Here is a 15791-nt window from a genome sequence, read left to right as displayed (position 1 = left end):
GCTCGTGCAGATTTCGGTTCGTTCGTCCCAGTCTCGATTCAATGCGCGAGCTGCCGGGCTTCTCCTCGGCTTCGTCGCGGATCGGGTCTTCGCCGATCCGGGGCGGTTCCATCCGGTTGCCGGCTTCGGAACCGCGGCCATCGCGCTGCAGAAGATGTCCTACCGGGACTCGCGCGCGGCCGGAACACTTCATGTCGCCGTGCTCTTGGCCGGCACCGCAGGACTTGGGCTCGCAGCCGAAACAGCGTCGCGCCGGGCCGGTTGGGTGGCCGTCACGGGTACGACAGCGATGGCTACCTGGGCTGTGCTCGGCGGGACGTCGCTTGCACGCACCGGCATCGACATGGCCGCTCGATTGGAGGCGTCACAGGTCGATCGCGACCTGACGAAAGCGCGTGAGCTACTTCCTTCACTCTGTGGACGCGATCCATCGGTGCTGGGCGAGGAGGGCCTCACGCGTGCAGCGCTGGAGTCGGTCGCCGAAAACACCTCGGATGCAAGCGTCGGTGCAATGTTCTGGGGTGCAATTGCGGGCGTGCCGGGTCTGTTCGTCTACCGCGCTGCCAACACACTCGACGCGATGATCGGCTACCGCTCCGAGAAATACCTCAGATTCGGGTGGGCTGCGGCGAGGTTCGACGACCTGGTCAACATCGTCCCCGCTCGGCTGACCGGTGCGCTGACGGCTGCGTGTGCACCGGTGGTGGGCGGCTCGGTTCAGGAATCACTGGCAGCGTGGAAACGCGACGCAGCGGCTCATCCAAGCCCCAATGCGGGCGTCGCGGAAGCGTCGGCGGCAGGGGCGTTGGGCATTTCGTTGGGTGGTCGGACCGAGTACGCGCACGGGGTGGAGATGCGTCCCGTCCTCGGCCGCGGGCCTGTGCCGACGCCGAACGATCTGCGCCGCGCGGCGAGGCTTTCGTCGGCGGTGCAGATCAGTGCAGTTGTGGTGTCAGCGGGTATTTCAGCGGGTATTGCCGTATCGATCGGCAAGTTTGGCTTCCTGCGCCGTCAGCGGCACTGATTCCGGCTCCGGCTTCTTGCGACGGCTGAAGGTACGAGCCGGTTCGGCGGGGTGTGAGGCAGGCGCGGACACCGGCGCTTCCGGGGTCGTCTCGGTAGCGGCGTCGTCCGCTGCGAAGCCGTCGACAGCTGCTTGAGCTGCCTTCTCCTTGCGACGTTCGCGCCACTCCGCGCGAATGAAGTAGGCCAGTCCGAGCGGCGCCATGATGCCGAACGCCAGCCATTGGAACCCGTACGAGAGATAGGGGCCTGCATCGAGTTGGGGGAGAGGGATCGTCCCCAGGCCGCCGGGCTGGTCGGGTTCGAGTTGGATGTACGCGTCGATCAGGTCCGTTCCGATGAACTCGCCGATAGGTTGTGCGTCGATCGAGTAGACCTGTTTCGCGCCGTCCTCGAACATCGGAACTCGGCCGGGCGCGGTGCCTTCCGACAGACGCACGCGACCGTTGAGAGTGACCGGATCGGTCGGCGGCGCGGCGATGGGCGGTGCCTCGGCGCCGTTGATCGGCCGAACGTATCCGCGATTGACGAGGATCGTGCGGCCGTCGTCGAGAAGGAAAGGCGTCAGGATCTCGTACGACGGTGCGCCCTCGATGGACTGCAGTCGAACGAGGATGTCGGCGTCGGGCAGATAGGTGCCTGCCGCGGTGATGTTTCGCCATTCGTCGTCCGGTGCGATCGTCGAATCGGCGATGACGTCACCGATCGGCACGGTCTCCGCGTTGATCGAGTTCGAGATCAGATCATTGCGGTGCTCGGTCTTTGTGTTCTTGCCGAGTTGCCATGGGGCGAGCACGGTGAAGCACAGGTAGGCGAAGAGCCCGACCACAGCTGCCAGTACCAACCAACCGGGCCGCAACAGGAATTTCAGTCTTCGCACACGTCCACGGTATCCGTTGCCCGAACGGGAGTGAATTTTGCTCCGGGTTCAGGCCCGCTCGCGGATCCAGTCGAGTATGTCGGGAATGGCTGCTTCGATCTGGTCTCGCACCAGTTCGAAGTCCTCCTGATCCCCGTAGTACGGGTCCGGAACCGATTCTCCGTCAGCCTCGGGGTCGAACGATCGCAGTAGGCGCCGACGCTCGGTGGGCACGCCGAGATGAGCAAGCTCACGTTCATGGCCGGTGTCGAGGGCGACGACCAGATCGGCCGCGAGATGATCTGCATTGACCTGCGCGGCACTGTGGCCCGTCGGATATCCGGCCGCTCGGAGCACGACGTTGGTCCGCTCGTCGGCCTCGCTACCGGTGTGAAACCCCTCGGTACCTGCACTGCTGACACGGACTCGGTCGGCGAGGCCTTCACGGTCCAGATGCGCGAGCAAGATCTTTTCGGCCATCGGTGACCGGCAGATATTGCCGGTGCACACAAACGTCACATGGAGTGGTTCAGTCACGTGGAGTGGTTCAGTGGCGGCCATCGAGAAGTCCTCCCAGTTCGGATGCCGACGATACGGAGCGAAACGCTTGCCGCGCTTCCTCGGCGGAACCGTAGCCCCATTCGACGACGACGGTGGGGATGCCGTACTTCGCGGCGCCGAGCACGTCGTGATCACGGTCGCCGATCATGAGAACGTCGGGGGTTCCGCCGTCGGATGCGAGGACGGGAGTGATCCCGAGCGAGGTCAGCGAATGCGCGATCACATCGGGTTTAGCCCGACGAGTTCCGTCGTCACTCGCGCCGCCGATGAACTCGAAGTGCTCGGCCAGGCCGAAATGCTCGAGGATTCGAATGGCGAATCGCTCCGACTTGGAGGTGGCGACGGCCAGTCGGGTGCCGCTCGCGCGAGCCTTACCCAGGACGACGTCCATGCCTTCGTACACCGAGTTCTCCTGCCACCCGGTCGCGTCGTAACGCTCGAGGTACGCGGCGATCGCCCGATCCACGTCCGCCGGGGCCATACCGAGTGACCTGAAGGTATCGACCATCGGCGGGCCGATCACCGATGCCAACATCGCTTCCGTCGGCTCCGGATGGCCGACAGTTGCCAACGCGTGTCGGAAGCCGCCGTGAATGCCGGGAGCGGAATCGGTGATGGTGCCGTCCAGATCGAACAGAACTACGGGAAAGCGGTCGAGCGGTGGTGTCGTCACGGCACTCATTGTCCCGGACGGCAGGGGTGATGTCCGCGCACGGTGCTCGACCGTAGGCTGACCGGGTGAGTACCGGAACGGTTGACCTGGAGAGCTTGCGACATCACGGCGATGTCGAAGTGGAGCCCGGGTTACTCGATTTTGCCGTCAACGTTCAAGGCTCCGGCCCGCCGAAGTGGTTGCGGGATCGGCTGGCCGCAGGGCTGGCGACGCTTGGTTCGTACCCGTCGGCCGCAGCGGAACTGAAGGCTCGCGAAACGGTCGCGCAGCGGCACGGGCGCCGGCCCGAAGAGGTGTTGTTGCTCTCGGGCGGTGCCGAGGGATTCGCGATGCTGCCGCGCCTGGGCGCTCGTTCGGCAGCGCTGATCCATCCGTCGTTCACCGAGCCGGAACTGGCACTGCGAGAGGCCGGTGTGCCGGTGACTCAAGTGATTCTGGAGCCGCCTTTCGAGCTTCGGACCGCGCAGGTACCCGAATCCGCGGACCTTGTCGTTCTGGGCAATCCGACCAACCCGACGTCCGTGCTTCACCCCAAGGCCGATGTGTTGGCATTGCGTCAGCCGGGCCGGATCCTGGTGGTGGACGAGGCCTTCGGCGACGCGGTCCCCGGCGAAACGGAGAGCATCGCCGGTGTCGAGTCGGCGGATGTACTGGTCCTTCGGAGCCTGACCAAGACGTGGGCGCTCGCCGGATTGCGGTGTGGATACGCGATCGGCTCTCCCGATCTTCTGGCTCGACTCAGTCACGGCCGAGCCCACTGGCCATTGGGCAGTCTGCAGATCGAGGCCATCACGGCGTGCTGCGAACCGTTTGCCGTCGAGCAGTCGAGGATCAAAGCCGACGTGATTTCCGTGGACCGCCGAGACATGTCGCGGCGACTGACCGAGATCGGGATTGCCGTGCACGAACCCGCTGCGGGGCCGTTCGTGCTCATCGATGTCCGTGACGGCGCCACGATGCGAGAGCACCTGCGTGCCCGCGGAATCGCCGTCCGCAGGTGCGACACCTTTCCCGGACTCGGCCCGGATCGGCTGCGCGTGGCCGTCCGTCCAGCCGAGCAGGTTGCGGTACTGATCGAAGCGATGAAGGAGATCTTGTGAGTGGCCCAACCCTTGCGGACGTCATAGCCGTGCTGGAATCCGCTTATCCGCCGGCCCTGGCGGAATCGTGGGACTCGGTCGGCCTGGTCTGCGGCGATCCGGCCGACGCTGTGACGAGAGTGGTTTTCGCGGTGGATCCGACCGAGGCAGTGGTCGACGACGCCATCGCCTCCGGTGCCGACCTTCTGGTCGTTCACCATCCACTTCTGCTGCGTGGGGTGGACACCGTCGGTGCTCACACACCCAAAGGTGCGTTGGTTCACAAGCTCATCAAGGCGGGGTGCGCGCTGTTCTCGGCGCACACCAATGCGGACTCGGCCGACCCCGGAGTGTCCGACGCGTTGGCGCAGGCTCTGGGCCTGACCGTGCTGCGCCCGATCGAACCCAAGCCGACGCAGCCGCTCGACAAGTGGGTCGTCATGGTTCCGGTGGAGAATGCATCGGCCGTGCAGGATGCACTTTTCGAGGCCGGGGCTGGGCGGATCGGTGACTACAGCCAGTGCAGTTGGACCGTCACCGGTACGGGTCAGTTCCTGCCCGCCGACGGAGCGAATCCGACGATCGGGACCGTCGGCGCTGTGGAGCAGGTTCGCGAGAATCGTGTGGAAGTGATTGCCCCTCGCGGAAAGCGAAGCGCAGTGCTGGGCGCATTGCGTGCCTCCCATCCGTACGAGGAACCGGCCTTCGATGTCTTCGAACTCGCAGCGTTCCCCAGTTCACTCGGACTGGGGCGGTTGGGTGAGCTCGACCACCCCGAAACCTTGCGGGAATTCACCGCGCGAGTGGCGCGCTCACTGCCCTCGACCGAGTGGGGTGTTCGCGCGGCCGGAGATCCAGAAGCGACCGTTCGTACCGTGGCGGTGTGCGGCGGTTCCGGCGACTCGTATCTCGACGTGGTGGCGGCACTGGGCGCCGACGTCTACGTCACTGCGGACCTGCGGCATCATCCCGCGGACGAGCATCTACGCGCCGGTGGCCCGGCTCTGGTCGACGTCGCGCACTGGGCGAGTGAATACCCGTGGTGCGCACAGGCGAAATCGGTGCTCGACGCCGCGTTTGCCGACAATCCGGAGTGGGAAAGCCGGGTTTCGACAATTCGCACCGATCCGTGGTGTTTGAGTGCGCATTAGTGCAGCGCTCTGCAAGGTACGGTTGCACGAACAATTCAAGAGCAGTTCTTCGAGAGCCGTCCTTCGCGAGCACTGCCGACATCGGACTTACAGCAGGAGTTATACAGCGTGAACGTCGAACCACAGGTGCAATCCAAGCTTCTCGACCTCGCCGGGGTGGATGCTGAGCTCACTCGGATCACCCACCGACGCGGAGCGCTTCCCGAGCAGCAGGAAGTCGAACGTCTCGAGGCCGAGCGAATCAGCCGTAAAGACGCGTCCGTAGCCGTCGAAATCCAGATCGACGACATCGATCGCGACATTCGCAAGCTCGAAGGCGAGGTCGACGCGGTTCGTCAGCGCGAGGATCGTGACCGCACACTCTTGCAGAGCGGGTCGGTCGGGGCGAAGCAGCTCACCGAACTCGAACACGAACTCGGCAGCCTGGTCCGGCGTCAGGGGCTCCTCGAAGACGAGTTGCTCGAAGTGATGGAGCAGCGTGAGGCGTTGCAGGCCGATCACGATCACGCCGGTGCCCAGCTGTCCCAGGCCGAAGAAGAGCTGATCGACGCCAAGCGTCGCCGCGACGATGCCGTCGCTGATCTGGACAAGGCGCAGGAGCGTTGCGCCGCCGATCGTGAACGACTCGTCGGTGAATTCCCCGCCGATTTCCTTGCTGTCTACGAGAAGCAGCGCAGCCTGGGCGGACCGGGCGCGGCGCTTCTGCAGGCACGCCGATGCGGCGCTTGCCGGATCGAGATCGACCGCGGCGAGATCTCCCGAATCGCCGCGTCGCCGGCCGACGTCGTAGTTCGTTGCCCAGAGTGCAATGCAATCATGGTGCGTACCAAGGAGTCCGGTCTGTGACTCTCTCGCAGGTCATCGTCGAGGCCGACGGTGGATCGCGGGGCAATCCCGGTCCGGCCGGCTACGGAGCGGTGGTGTTCGACGCCTCGCGCTCGGTGTTGGCCGAACGCAAGGAAAGCATCGGTATCGCGACCAACAACGTCGCCGAGTACCGCGGACTGATCGCCGGGTTGACCGCTGCCGGTGAACTCGGCGCGTCGACGGTCGACGTCCGCATGGATTCCAAGTTGGTCGTCGAGCAGATGTCCGGGCGCTGGAAGGTCAAGCACCCGGACATGATTCCGCTGCAACGGCGCGCTGCCGAGCTGGCGACGCAGTTCTCGCGAGTGACCTACACGTGGATTCCTCGCGGCGAGAACTCTCATGCCGATCGTCTTGCCAACGAGGCGATGGACGCGGCTGCCGGCATCGAAACCGCAGCCCCCGCACCCGCCGCGCCGTCCGAAGAGACGTCGGAGCCGCAGATCGCCGGCTCTCCGGGATGGATCGCCACCACCGGCAAGCCGACACGAATGTTGTTGCTACGTCACGGACAGACAGCGATGTCGGTCGATCGCCGGTACTCCGGACGCGGGAATCCGGAGCTCACGGAACTGGGCCGCGCGCAGGCTGCCGGCGCAGCCGGACGCTTCGGGAACCGAGGCGGTATCGACGCCATCGTCTGCTCACCCCTCGGCAGAACCCGTGAGACGGCAGAGGCATCGGCCCGCGTGCTCGGTTTACCCGTCGTCGAGCACAAGGGTTTGATCGAAACCGATTTCGGCGACTGGGACGGACTCACGTTCCGCGAGGCAGCCGAGCGTGACCCGGACCTGCATCGCGAATGGCTCTCGGACACTTCGGTGCGTCCACCGGGCGGCGAGAGTTTCGACGAGGTACGCGAACGAGTCGTCGCCGCGCGTGACGACCTGATCTCGACCTACGGCGGCGCGACGCTGTTGGTCGTCTCTCACGTCACCCCGATCAAGACTTTGGTGCAGCTGGCCCTCGATGCCGGGCCGTCGTTGCTGTACCGGTTGCATCTGGATCTGGCGTCGCTGAGTATCACCGAGTTCTATCCCGACGGGGGAGCCTCGGTCCGGTTGGTCAACGACACGTCACACCTTCGCTGAAAGAGCCCCGACGGCTGATCAGCCTCTGATCAGATCACCAACCACAGGGCACTCACGGCGGCGAGCAATGTCAGTGGCGTCGTGATGACCCCGAGCAGAGTGAATGTCGCCAGCGTGGGCGGTGCGCCCGCGCTGGTGGCGACTCGTCGCCAGAGCATCGTTGCCAGTGAGCCCACGTAGGTGAGGTTGGGGCCGAGGTTGACGCCGATCAACATCGCAAGCACCAGCGCTGGAGGTGCCGCCGTTCCGAGCGCTGCGATCATCAGCAAGGTTGCCGGCAGGTTGTTGACGAGATTGGACGCAACCGCCGCTACCGCGGCGACAAAGAGCAGTGAGCCGTAGCTGGTGTCGCCTGGCAGGATCTGCGCAATCCATTCGCCCACCGGCCCGTTCGCGACTCCGGCGACGATGATTCCGAGAACCAGGACGAACGCGCAGAACCAGAGGTCGGCAGCGTAGAGCATCTTGGCGGCGGTCGTACGGTGCCGAGCCAGAGCGATCGCTCCCAGGACACTCGCACCCACCACCGCGATCCAGGCGGGCTCGATCCCGAAGAAGCCCGAAACCGCGAAACCGAGCAGCGTCATTCCGATCACCGTCAGCGGCAGAATCGGCGCAGGCGCAGATCTGGCTGCCACCGGCGGTTCGGCGCTGTCGCCCCGCGCGAGTTCCGAACGGAAGAACAGTCGAAAAATCAGGTACTCGACAGCGATCGTCACAACCCACGGCAACGCCATCAACGCGGTGAAGTGCAAGAACGTCAAACCTGTTGCAGCAAACGCGATGAGGTTGGTCAGATTGGACACCGGCAGCAGGGTCGACGCCGAATTCGACAGGTGCGCACTGGCATAGGAATGCGGCCGGGGACTTGCTCCGATGGATCGTGCGGCCGCGATCACCGCGGGTGTCAGCAGCACGACGGTGGCGTCGAGGCTCAGGACCGCCGTGGTCAGGGCGGCGGCGCCGAACACATAGATCAGCAACCGGTGTGGATCGGCGAGGGATTTTTGCTGCAGGATCTGGCTGACCCAGCGAAAGACGCCGAGAGCATCGGCGGCATGAGCGAGAACCAGCACGGCAACCAGGAAGACGACGGTGGGTGCCATGCTCGCCAGTTCGTCGCGGGCTTCGTCGAGAGTTACGACGCCGGTCAGGAGAACGACGACAGCTGCCGGCCCGGCGATGACGATCTCGGGAAGCCCGCGTGGACGCACTATCGCGAAGACGAGGACGAGGGCGACGAGCAGGATCGGTAGAAGAGTCACGCGATGGTGCTCCGCGTCGGGGCGAGCGTCATTTGAGCAGTTTGTAGAGCGTGTTCAGGTTTCGGGTTGTGGTGAACGCCTTGAACTTCGGTTTTCCGGTGTTCCTGCCGAACGCGCTCTTGACGGTCTGCCCCTTCTCGACCTCCCAGTACAGGACTCCGTCGCCTGCCGCCACACGCTCGACCGAGGCATCGAGTTGCGCTGCTGCAGTGCTCAATTCCTCCAGGATTTCCGGCTCGGAGGCAACCATCGCATAAGCATGCCAACCCTCGCGTTCGCGCTCGAACGGGTAGTTGTCCACGATCGCCTGCAGTGTCGGAAGGTCGAGGACGAACACCCAAGCCTCGTAGCCGAACTCGCGGGCAAGGGCGGATTCGATCTGTTTCTTCAGCGTCGGGATGTCGGTGCTCGGACTGTCGAACAGAACGTTGCCTGAGGCCAACACGGTTTTCACCCCTTGGAATCCGAGGTCACCGAAGACTCTCGCCAGGTCCGCCATCTTGATGTTGATGCCGCCCACGTTGATGCCGCGTAGCAGGGCCACGTACCGAGTCATACGGTGACCATAGTGCCGGCCACCGACAGGCGCCCGGTAGCATACGGGGGCGGACGAGTTGGCCGGGCGGCCGCGGCTTCTGGAACCAGCGCGTATCGCGCACAGGCCTGGGGCCGAGGAAAGTCCGGACTCCACAGAGCAGGGCGGTTGTTAACGGCAACCCGAGGCAACTCGCGGGACAGTGCCACAGAAAACAGACCGCCTGCCTTTCGAGGCAGGTAAGGGTGAAACGGTGCGGTAAGAGCGCACCAGCACCTCGGGTGACCGGGGTGGCTAGGTAAACCCCGCCCGGAGCAAGGTTGAAGGTCGCATCGCTCGCGGTGCGGCTGCGCAGGTGTTCGAGGGCTGCTCGCCCGAGCCTGCGGGTGAACCGCTCGAGGCACCCGGCGACGGTGTGCCCAGATGGATGGTCGCCACTCGGCACTTCGGTGCCGCAGGACAGGATCCGGCTTACACGCCGACTCGTCCGCCCGCGATCTGCAAGAGAGCACAAAGAAGACCCCCACCGGATCGGTGGGGGTCTTCTCTATGGTCGAAAGCTGTCAGACAGGCTTGATGACCAGCAGCGTAGCCCAGTACGTTGCCGCGTCATGGCCCATGAGCGGGAGGAGGTAATCGTAAAGAATTGCGGACATGCGCACTCCATTTTCTGTTCGTAGCTTGTGTTGGGCATTCAAGCAGAACTCACCGTTCGAATGTCCGGTTCTCACCTGCCAGGCCAAGTAGAAAGAATATCAGTCTCACAGCGATCTACAAGCTTCTATCTCACTCTGATGTCACACTGTGGATATGACTGATGAAGATCGACTCTGGTACTTCGACGTGTCCGACGGTTCCGTCACGCAGGGAAAGGGTGCGTCCTCGCTGACGAGGATGGGGCCGTACCCTGATCGGGACTCTGCCGAGCATGCATTGAAGATCGCTGCCGAACGCAACAAAGCCGCCGATCGGGCAGACGAAGACTGGAACAACTGAGCCTTGGAATAACTGAGCCTTGGAACAGCCGGGACTCGAACAACTGGGACCGGTACTGCTGCTACACCGGCCCGAACCGATCATGGAGGATGCGTGCCCGCAAGTCGAATGATGGTGCAGGGAATCGACTTCGGAGTGGTTCGGGCGGAGTTCGACTTGCCAGGAGCATTCTCGGCTGCGGCGCAGGCCGAGGCCGAGAATGCCGTGGATCGTTTCGGTGCCGGGCGTGTCGACGAAACGGGTATCGCCTTCGTGACCATCGACCCTCCCGGATCGATGGACCTCGACCAGGCAGTGCACATCGAGAAGATCTCGACCGGGTACGTCGTGCACTACGCGATCGCCGACGTCGCGGCGGTGGTGACGCCGGGTGGCGCTCTCGACATCGAAACCCGCAAGCGGGGCCAAACCTTCTATCTCCCGGACGGTTCCGTCCCGCTGCATCCCCGAGCGTTGTCGGAGGGATCGGCGAGTCTGCTGCCGGACGTGGTTCGTCCCGCCGCGCTGTGGCGGATCGAACTCGACGCGCAGGCCGAGCCGACGTCGTGGCAGGTGAGACGCGCTCTGGTGAAATCGGTGGCACGTCTGGACTATTCGACCGTGCAGCGCGATGCCGACGCGGGAACCTTGCATCCGTCCATCGCCGCACTACCGGAGTTCGGACGATTGCGCAGTGTCTCGGCGGTTGCCAGGGGTGCCATCGAGCTGAAACTGCCCGAGCAGTCAGTGGTTCGGGATCAGCCGGAGGACGAGTCCTCGGCTCGCTGGCGGATCGAACTGGAGCCACGTACCGAAGCGGACGACTGGAACGCAGAAGTGTCGCTGCTGACCGGGATGTGTGCCGGCCGCATGATGATCGACGCAGGTATCGGGTTGCTTCGCACGCTGCCGCCGGCCGAGGAGTCCGCGGTTCGGACCTTGCGGAGAACTGCAGTGGCGCTGGGTATCACGTGGCCGGAGGGGCAAAGCGTCGGGCAGATTCTTGCCGGACTCGATTCCAACGAGCCGTCGACTATGGCGCTGATGTCGGTTGCACCGTCGTTGCTGCGCGGCGCAGACTACGCGGCCTTCGACGGCCGACTACCGGAGTTGACGGTGCATGCGGGGATCGGAGCGCCCTACGCTCACGTGACTGCTCCGCTGCGGCGGCTGTCCGACCGCTTCAGCACCGAGGTGTGTCTGGCGATCACAGCTGGTACGCCGGTACCGGAATGGGCGCGCACTGCACTTCCCGAGCTGCCCGACATCATGAGTGGGTCCGACTCACTGGCGAACAAGGTCGACCGTGCGTGCATCGATCTGACCGAGTCCACGCTGCTCGACGGCCGGGTCGGCGAGGTCTTCGACGCAGTGGTGATGCGCGCCAAGGACGGAAAGCGCTCGGCGGAAGTGTTTGTCCCGTCGGTCGCGGTGATTGCGAAATGCGTCGGAACGCCCGACGACGGTGAGCGCGCAAAGGTGCGACTCACCGCCGTCGACACCGTCAAACGGACGGTGGAATTCACGTTCCCGGCGTAGGGAGTTACCGGTAAGAATCGGTGGCTTCCACCAGGTGATGCATGATGCCGGGCTCCATCGCGGAGTGTCCCGCGTCGTCGACGATCACGAGCTTGGATTCGGGCCACGCCTTGTGCAGCGCCCAGGCGCTGGTGGCGGGGCAGACGACGTCGTAGCGGCCCTGGACGATCGTCCCCGGAATGCCGTGCAGTGCGGAGCTTTTGCGTAGGAGCTGACCCTCGTCGAAGAATCCGCCGTTGACGAAGTAGTGGTTCTCGATACGGGCGAAAGCCAAGGCGAATCGGGTCTCGGAGTTCTGTTCGATCTTGTCCGCCTGTGGGTACAGGTAGCTCGTCGATCCTTCCCAGGCCGACCAGGCGATCGCTGCCCGGGCTGCGACGTCGGGGTCTTCGGAATGGAGCAGTTGGTGATAGACCGCGACGAGGTCTTCGCCGCGCTGCGCCTCGGGTACCGGTTCGAGGAATTTGTCCCAGCGCTCCGGGAAGATGTTTCCCGCGCCGCCGTTGTAGTACCAGTCGATCTCGCTACGACGCAGGAGGAAGATCCCGCGCAGGACCAGCTCAGTGACGCGCGTAGGAAACGTTTCGGCGTAGGCGATGGACAGCGTGGAACCCCAGGACCCGCCGAAAACCATCCACTTGTCGATCGAAAGATGTTCACGCAGGGCTTCGATGTCGGCCAGCAGCTTGTCCGTCGTGTTCACCGACAGGTCGGCGCCGTCGGCAACGTGAGGGGTGGACCGCCCGCAGCCGCGCTGGTCGAGTAGAACGATGCGGTATGCGGCCGGATCGAAGAACTGGCGTACCGCCGGTTGCGCGCCACCGCCGGGGCCACCGTGCAGGAACACCACCGGCTTGCCGTCCGGATTTCCGCTGACTTCCCAGTACATGCTCTGGCCGTCACCGACATCGAGGAAGCCGGTGACGAAAGGCTCGATCGGGGGATACGGACTCCGGAGAGCCGACGGCTGCGCGGAAGTGTCGGTCATCAGAAGCCCACCAGGCCGGAAGCGAGATCGGGGATCTCGAGTGCGGAAATCGCGCCGCTCCGGACGTCGGGGCACGCGGCTGAGGTTGCCGCGTCGATGCTTTCGCGGTTCTGAGCGAGATCGAGCAGGTTGATGCCGTTCTGTTTCGCCCACGTGATGACGATCGTGTTCAGTCCGCCCTTGCCGAGCGTCGGGGTGACGGTCCGCCAGTTCTGCAGCTGCCCTTCCATATCCGAGCACAACTGCTGGACTTGAGCGTCGGTGAACGTCGAACCGGACGCGGTTGTTGCCGGCGCCGTCGTGGTGGAACTCGCGGGCGTAGTGCTGCTGGGCGCGGGAGAGTTGGTGGACCCTCCCGCGCATCCGCTCAGCACCGTGACGAGAGCTGCCGCGCCGACTACAGCTGCGGCAGTAGAACTTCGACGGTTACCGATCATTGAACGCACCCCTGGCTGGTTGAGAGACAGGCGGCGTTCGCCGGTCTCGGATCAGAAACTGTGTTCTGCGGCCGGGAAAGCGCCAGTGCGAACTTCTGATGCATAGGCTGCGGCTGCGGAACGCAGTTCGTCACCGACGTTACCGAAACGCTTGACGAACTTGGCTGTCTTACCACTCGTGTAACCCGCCATGTCCTGCCAGACGAGTACCTGAGCGTCGCATTCGGAACCGGCCCCGATGCCGACGGTGGGGATGGTGAGTTTGCGGCTGACCTGGCCCGCAATCTCGGCCGGAACCATTTCCATGACGACGGAGAACGCCCCGGCTTCCTGGACTGCAATGGCGTCCGCCACAAGCTGCTCGGCCGCGTCGCCGCGACCCTGGACGCGGAATCCGCCGAGCGAGTTCACGCTCTGCGGGGTGAATCCGACGTGTGCCATGACGGGGATGCCGGCCGAGGTGATTGCCGCGATCTGCTTGCTCATCCGCTCACCGCCCTCGAGTTTGACGGCGTGCGCGAGGCCTTCCTTCATGAACCGTGTGGCAGTCGCCAGGGCCTGCTCGGCGGAACCCTCGTAGGTGCCGAAGGGGAGGTCGGCGACGACGAGTGCGTGCGGCGCGCCGCGAACGACGCCACGCACGAGCGGGAGCAGTTCGTCGACGGTGATCGGCACGGTGGTGTCGTAGCCGTAGACGACGTTGGCGGCAGAGTCGCCGACGAGCAGCACCGGGATGCCTGCGTCTTCGAAGATGCGTGCCGTGGAGTAGTCGTAAGCGGTGAGCATCGACCAGCGTTCGCCGTTCTGCTTCATCTCGGCGAGGTGGTGAATGCGCGTCTTACGCTTCGGTGCATCGGTAGAGCTTGCAGTGGGTACAGAACCGTAGAGAGGTGTTTCGGACATCGTTGTCCCTTTCTGGCCTCGAGGCCCTGAGCGTTGATCGCCTTCGGGTCCCCGGGTGTGGGTGATGACGTGTTCAGTCTGCCACCGGACATCGCCGACACGAATAGTTGACGGGGTGCAATGGGTCACATCACCGCGCGCGTATCAGGTAGGTGCCGAGACGAGGCGAACCGCTGGCTATCGCGGTTTCCTGGCACCATCGATGGCATGTCGAAGTTCGTTCGCCTCTCCGGTGCCCTCGCCGGAAGCGCAGCAGTGCTCGTGTTGGTTGTCGGTTGCACCAGTTCGGAAGGCACGCCCGAATCAGTGGAACCTGCTGGTTCTGCCGCGTCCGCGGTGCCGTCCGGCCTCGAGAAATTCTACGAGCAGACGCTCGACTGGGGTTCGTGCGACCAATTTGTCGAAGAAGGAACTGCGCCGCTGGGGCGTGGGGTCGACTGCGCCGAGGTGAGCGTTCCCGTCGACTACGCGAATCCGAACGGCGACACCGCGAAGGTGGTGATCTCGCGTTCGAAGGCAACCGGCGACCGCATCGGCTCACTGTTGCTGAACCCCGGCGGGCCGGGTGGGTCCGGGCTGTCGATGGCGACCTCGGGTTCGGGCACCGAATTGCAGGAACGTTTCGACATGATCGGCTTCGATCCGCGGGGGATCGGGGCGTCGACCCCGCAGGTTCGGTGTTTGACGCCGGAGGAGACCGACGCGGAGCGTGCGGAGGTCAACGTCGACATGACGCCGGAGGGCATCGCTCTCGCCGAGGCGGACAGCAAGGACTACGCCGCCAAGTGCGCTGAGCGGACCGGTACGGAGTTCCTCGCTCATGTCGGTACCTACGAGGTGGTGCGAGATATGGACGTCATTCGGGGCGTTCTCGGCGATCCGAAGATGAACTACCTCGGGTTCTCGTACGGGACCCGGCTCGGATCCACGTACGCGGAAACCTTTCCGCAGAACGTCCGAGCGATGGTCCTCGACGGCGCGCTCGACCCCGAGCAGGATCCGGTCGACGAAGTGGTCTTGCAGGGGCAGGGCTTCCAAGGCGCGTTCGACGCCTTTGTCGCCGACTGTGTCTCGCGAACGGATTGCCCGCTGGGTGATGATCCGGCGCAGGCGCAGGCACGCTTTCAGACACTCGTCGATCCGTTGATCGAGAAGCCGGCACAGACCACCGATCCGCGCGGGCTGAGTTATTCCGACGCGATCACGGGCGTGCAGCAAGCTCTGTACTCGCCACAGTTGTGGACGCCGCTGCGTGGGGGTCTGTCGAGTCTGGCCGACGGACGCGGCGACTCGCTGCTCAATCTCGCCGACATGTACGAAGGCCGTGAGGATGACGGCAGCTACTCCAACATCAACGACGCGTTCAACGCCATTCGCTGCGTGGACGATCCGGCAACCACCGACCGCGCCGAGGCGGGCGAATCCGACACTCGGTACCGCGAGGCGGCGCCGTTCCTCGACGACGGCCGCGGGACGGGTCAAGCGCCGCTCGACCTGTGCGCGTTCTGGCCCGTTCCGGCTACCGGCAGCCCTCACGCGCTCGACCCCCAGGCACTCGCTGACGCCGGTCTGCCGCAGCTGGTCGTCGTGTCCACGACGCAGGATCCGGCGACCCCGTATCAGGCCGGAGTGGATCTCGCGAAGCAGTTGGGCGCTGCTCTGATCACGTTCGACGGAACCCAACACACGGTGGTTCTGGACGGAAACTCCTGCGTCGACGATGCCGTCGTCGACTACTTCGTTTACTTGAAGGCTCCGGAAGAGGGTCTGACATGTTAACCGGCGCGACGCCGTACGCTGCGCCTATTCGATGGTGACCAATCACTCTGTTAACCGGGACCACTG

Annotated in this window: 16 protein-coding genes and 1 other RNA gene; 9 read left to right on the top strand and 8 right to left on the bottom strand. The window is 64.5% G+C overall.

Translation table 11 applies throughout. The features are described from left to right. Positions 1 to 4 precede the first annotated feature (4 nt). Entirely contained in the window at positions 5 to 1024 is a 1020-nt protein-coding gene (locus AOT96_RS28360; protein WP_065352960.1) for a cobalamin biosynthesis protein, read from the top strand. Here the strand turns inward: AOT96_RS28360 and AOT96_RS28355 are convergent. From AOT96_RS28355 to AOT96_RS28345, 3 genes are read right to left on the bottom strand one after another with little or no spacing between them, the layout of a single operon-like run. After that, on the bottom strand, positions 965 to 1903 hold the full coding sequence (locus tag AOT96_RS28355; protein WP_064113239.1) for an SURF1 family cytochrome oxidase biogenesis protein: 939 nt from the start codon (positions 1901 to 1903) through the stop codon (positions 965 to 967). The two genes, AOT96_RS28360 and AOT96_RS28355, sit on opposite strands and share 60 nt — an antisense overlap. A 48-nt stretch (positions 1904 to 1951) precedes the next feature. After that, positions 1952 to 2443 (bottom strand): low molecular weight protein-tyrosine-phosphatase, encoded by a 492-nt coding sequence (locus AOT96_RS28350; protein ID WP_007735468.1) that lies wholly within the window; start codon positions 2441 to 2443, stop codon positions 1952 to 1954. After that, positions 2430 to 3125 (bottom strand): HAD hydrolase-like protein, encoded by a 696-nt coding sequence (locus AOT96_RS28345; protein WP_007735467.1) that lies wholly within the window; start codon positions 3123 to 3125, stop codon positions 2430 to 2432. The genes AOT96_RS28350 and AOT96_RS28345 overlap by 14 nt, the downstream gene beginning before the upstream one ends. Before the next feature lie 56 nt (positions 3126 to 3181). Here AOT96_RS28345 and cobC point away from each other — a divergent pair, with 56 nt between their 5' ends. From cobC to AOT96_RS28325, 4 genes are all read left to right on the top strand, one after another. Then, positions 3182 to 4216, top strand: a complete 1035-nt coding sequence (cobC, locus tag AOT96_RS28340) for an Rv2231c family pyridoxal phosphate-dependent protein CobC (RefSeq protein ID WP_065352612.1) — start codon at positions 3182 to 3184, stop codon at positions 4214 to 4216. Further along, complete coding sequence (locus tag AOT96_RS28335) at positions 4213 to 5346, top strand: Nif3-like dinuclear metal center hexameric protein (RefSeq protein WP_007735465.1); 1134 nt, start codon at positions 4213 to 4215, stop codon at positions 5344 to 5346. The genes cobC and AOT96_RS28335 overlap by 4 nt, the downstream gene beginning before the upstream one ends. 108 nt (positions 5347 to 5454) lie before the next feature. Beyond that, a complete protein-coding gene (locus AOT96_RS28330) occupies positions 5455 to 6192 on the top strand; it encodes a zinc ribbon domain-containing protein (protein WP_007735462.1) in 738 nt (245 codons plus the stop codon). Continuing rightward, a complete protein-coding gene (locus tag AOT96_RS28325) occupies positions 6189 to 7304 on the top strand; it encodes a bifunctional RNase H/acid phosphatase (protein WP_007735460.1) in 1116 nt (371 codons plus the stop codon). The genes AOT96_RS28330 and AOT96_RS28325 overlap by 4 nt, the downstream gene beginning before the upstream one ends. Positions 7305 to 7333: 29 nt before the next feature. Here the strand turns inward: AOT96_RS28325 and AOT96_RS28320 are convergent, their stop codons facing one another. Beyond that, a complete protein-coding gene (locus AOT96_RS28320) occupies positions 7334 to 8569 on the bottom strand; it encodes an SLC13 family permease (RefSeq protein WP_007735459.1) in 1236 nt (411 codons plus the stop codon). A 28-nt stretch (positions 8570 to 8597) separates the two neighbouring features. After that, positions 8598 to 9125 carry a DUF1697 domain-containing protein gene (locus AOT96_RS28315; protein WP_007735458.1) on the bottom strand — a complete coding sequence of 176 codons (528 nt, stop codon included), beginning with the start codon at positions 9123 to 9125 and terminating at the stop codon, positions 8598 to 8600. Positions 9126 to 9179: 54 nt separating this feature from the next. Between AOT96_RS28315 and rnpB the strand changes: the two genes are divergently transcribed. From rnpB to AOT96_RS28300, 3 genes are all read left to right on the top strand, one after another. Further along, positions 9180 to 9594, top strand: an RNA gene (gene rnpB, locus AOT96_RS28310) — RNase P RNA component class A. A 320-nt stretch (positions 9595 to 9914) separates the two neighbouring features. After that, positions 9915 to 10100, top strand: coding sequence for a hypothetical protein (locus tag AOT96_RS28305; RefSeq protein WP_007735457.1), 186 nt, complete (start codon positions 9915 to 9917; stop codon positions 10098 to 10100). 108 nt (positions 10101 to 10208) lie between these two features. Then, complete coding sequence (locus AOT96_RS28300; RefSeq protein WP_007735456.1) at positions 10209 to 11618, top strand: RNB domain-containing ribonuclease; 1410 nt, start codon at positions 10209 to 10211, stop codon at positions 11616 to 11618. Positions 11619 to 11622: 4 nt separating this feature from the next. On the opposite strand, the gene pip is transcribed toward AOT96_RS28300, so the two are convergent. The 3 genes from pip to panB are packed head-to-tail and all read right to left on the bottom strand — an operon-like array spanning position 11623 to position 13946. After that, a complete protein-coding gene (gene pip / locus AOT96_RS28295; protein WP_047270817.1) occupies positions 11623 to 12606 on the bottom strand; it encodes a prolyl aminopeptidase in 984 nt (327 codons plus the stop codon). After that, positions 12606 to 13043: a hypothetical protein gene (locus AOT96_RS28290; RefSeq protein WP_065352959.1), complete on the bottom strand. Its 438-nt coding sequence runs from the start codon at positions 13041 to 13043 to the stop codon at positions 12606 to 12608. Before AOT96_RS28290 ends, pip begins: the two co-directional genes overlap by 1 nt. A gap of 51 nt (positions 13044 to 13094) precedes the next feature. After that, positions 13095 to 13946 carry a 3-methyl-2-oxobutanoate hydroxymethyltransferase gene (gene panB / locus AOT96_RS28285; RefSeq protein WP_003941624.1) on the bottom strand — a complete coding sequence of 284 codons (852 nt, stop codon included), beginning with the start codon at positions 13944 to 13946 and terminating at the stop codon, positions 13095 to 13097. A gap of 207 nt (positions 13947 to 14153) precedes the next feature. Here panB and AOT96_RS28280 point away from each other — a divergent pair, with 207 nt between their 5' ends. After that, the gene (locus AOT96_RS28280) at positions 14154 to 15725 is read left to right on the top strand and encodes an alpha/beta hydrolase (protein WP_065352611.1); all 1572 of its coding nucleotides are present in this window, start codon (positions 14154 to 14156) and stop codon (positions 15723 to 15725) included. The last annotated feature ends 66 nt before the right edge of the window (positions 15726 to 15791 follow it).

This window comes from Rhodococcus sp. 008, from assembly GCF_001682295.1.
Classification (GTDB): Bacteria; Actinomycetota; Actinomycetes; order Mycobacteriales; family Mycobacteriaceae; genus Rhodococcus_F; species Rhodococcus_F qingshengii.
This window is presented reverse-complemented; position numbering and strand designations above follow the sequence as displayed.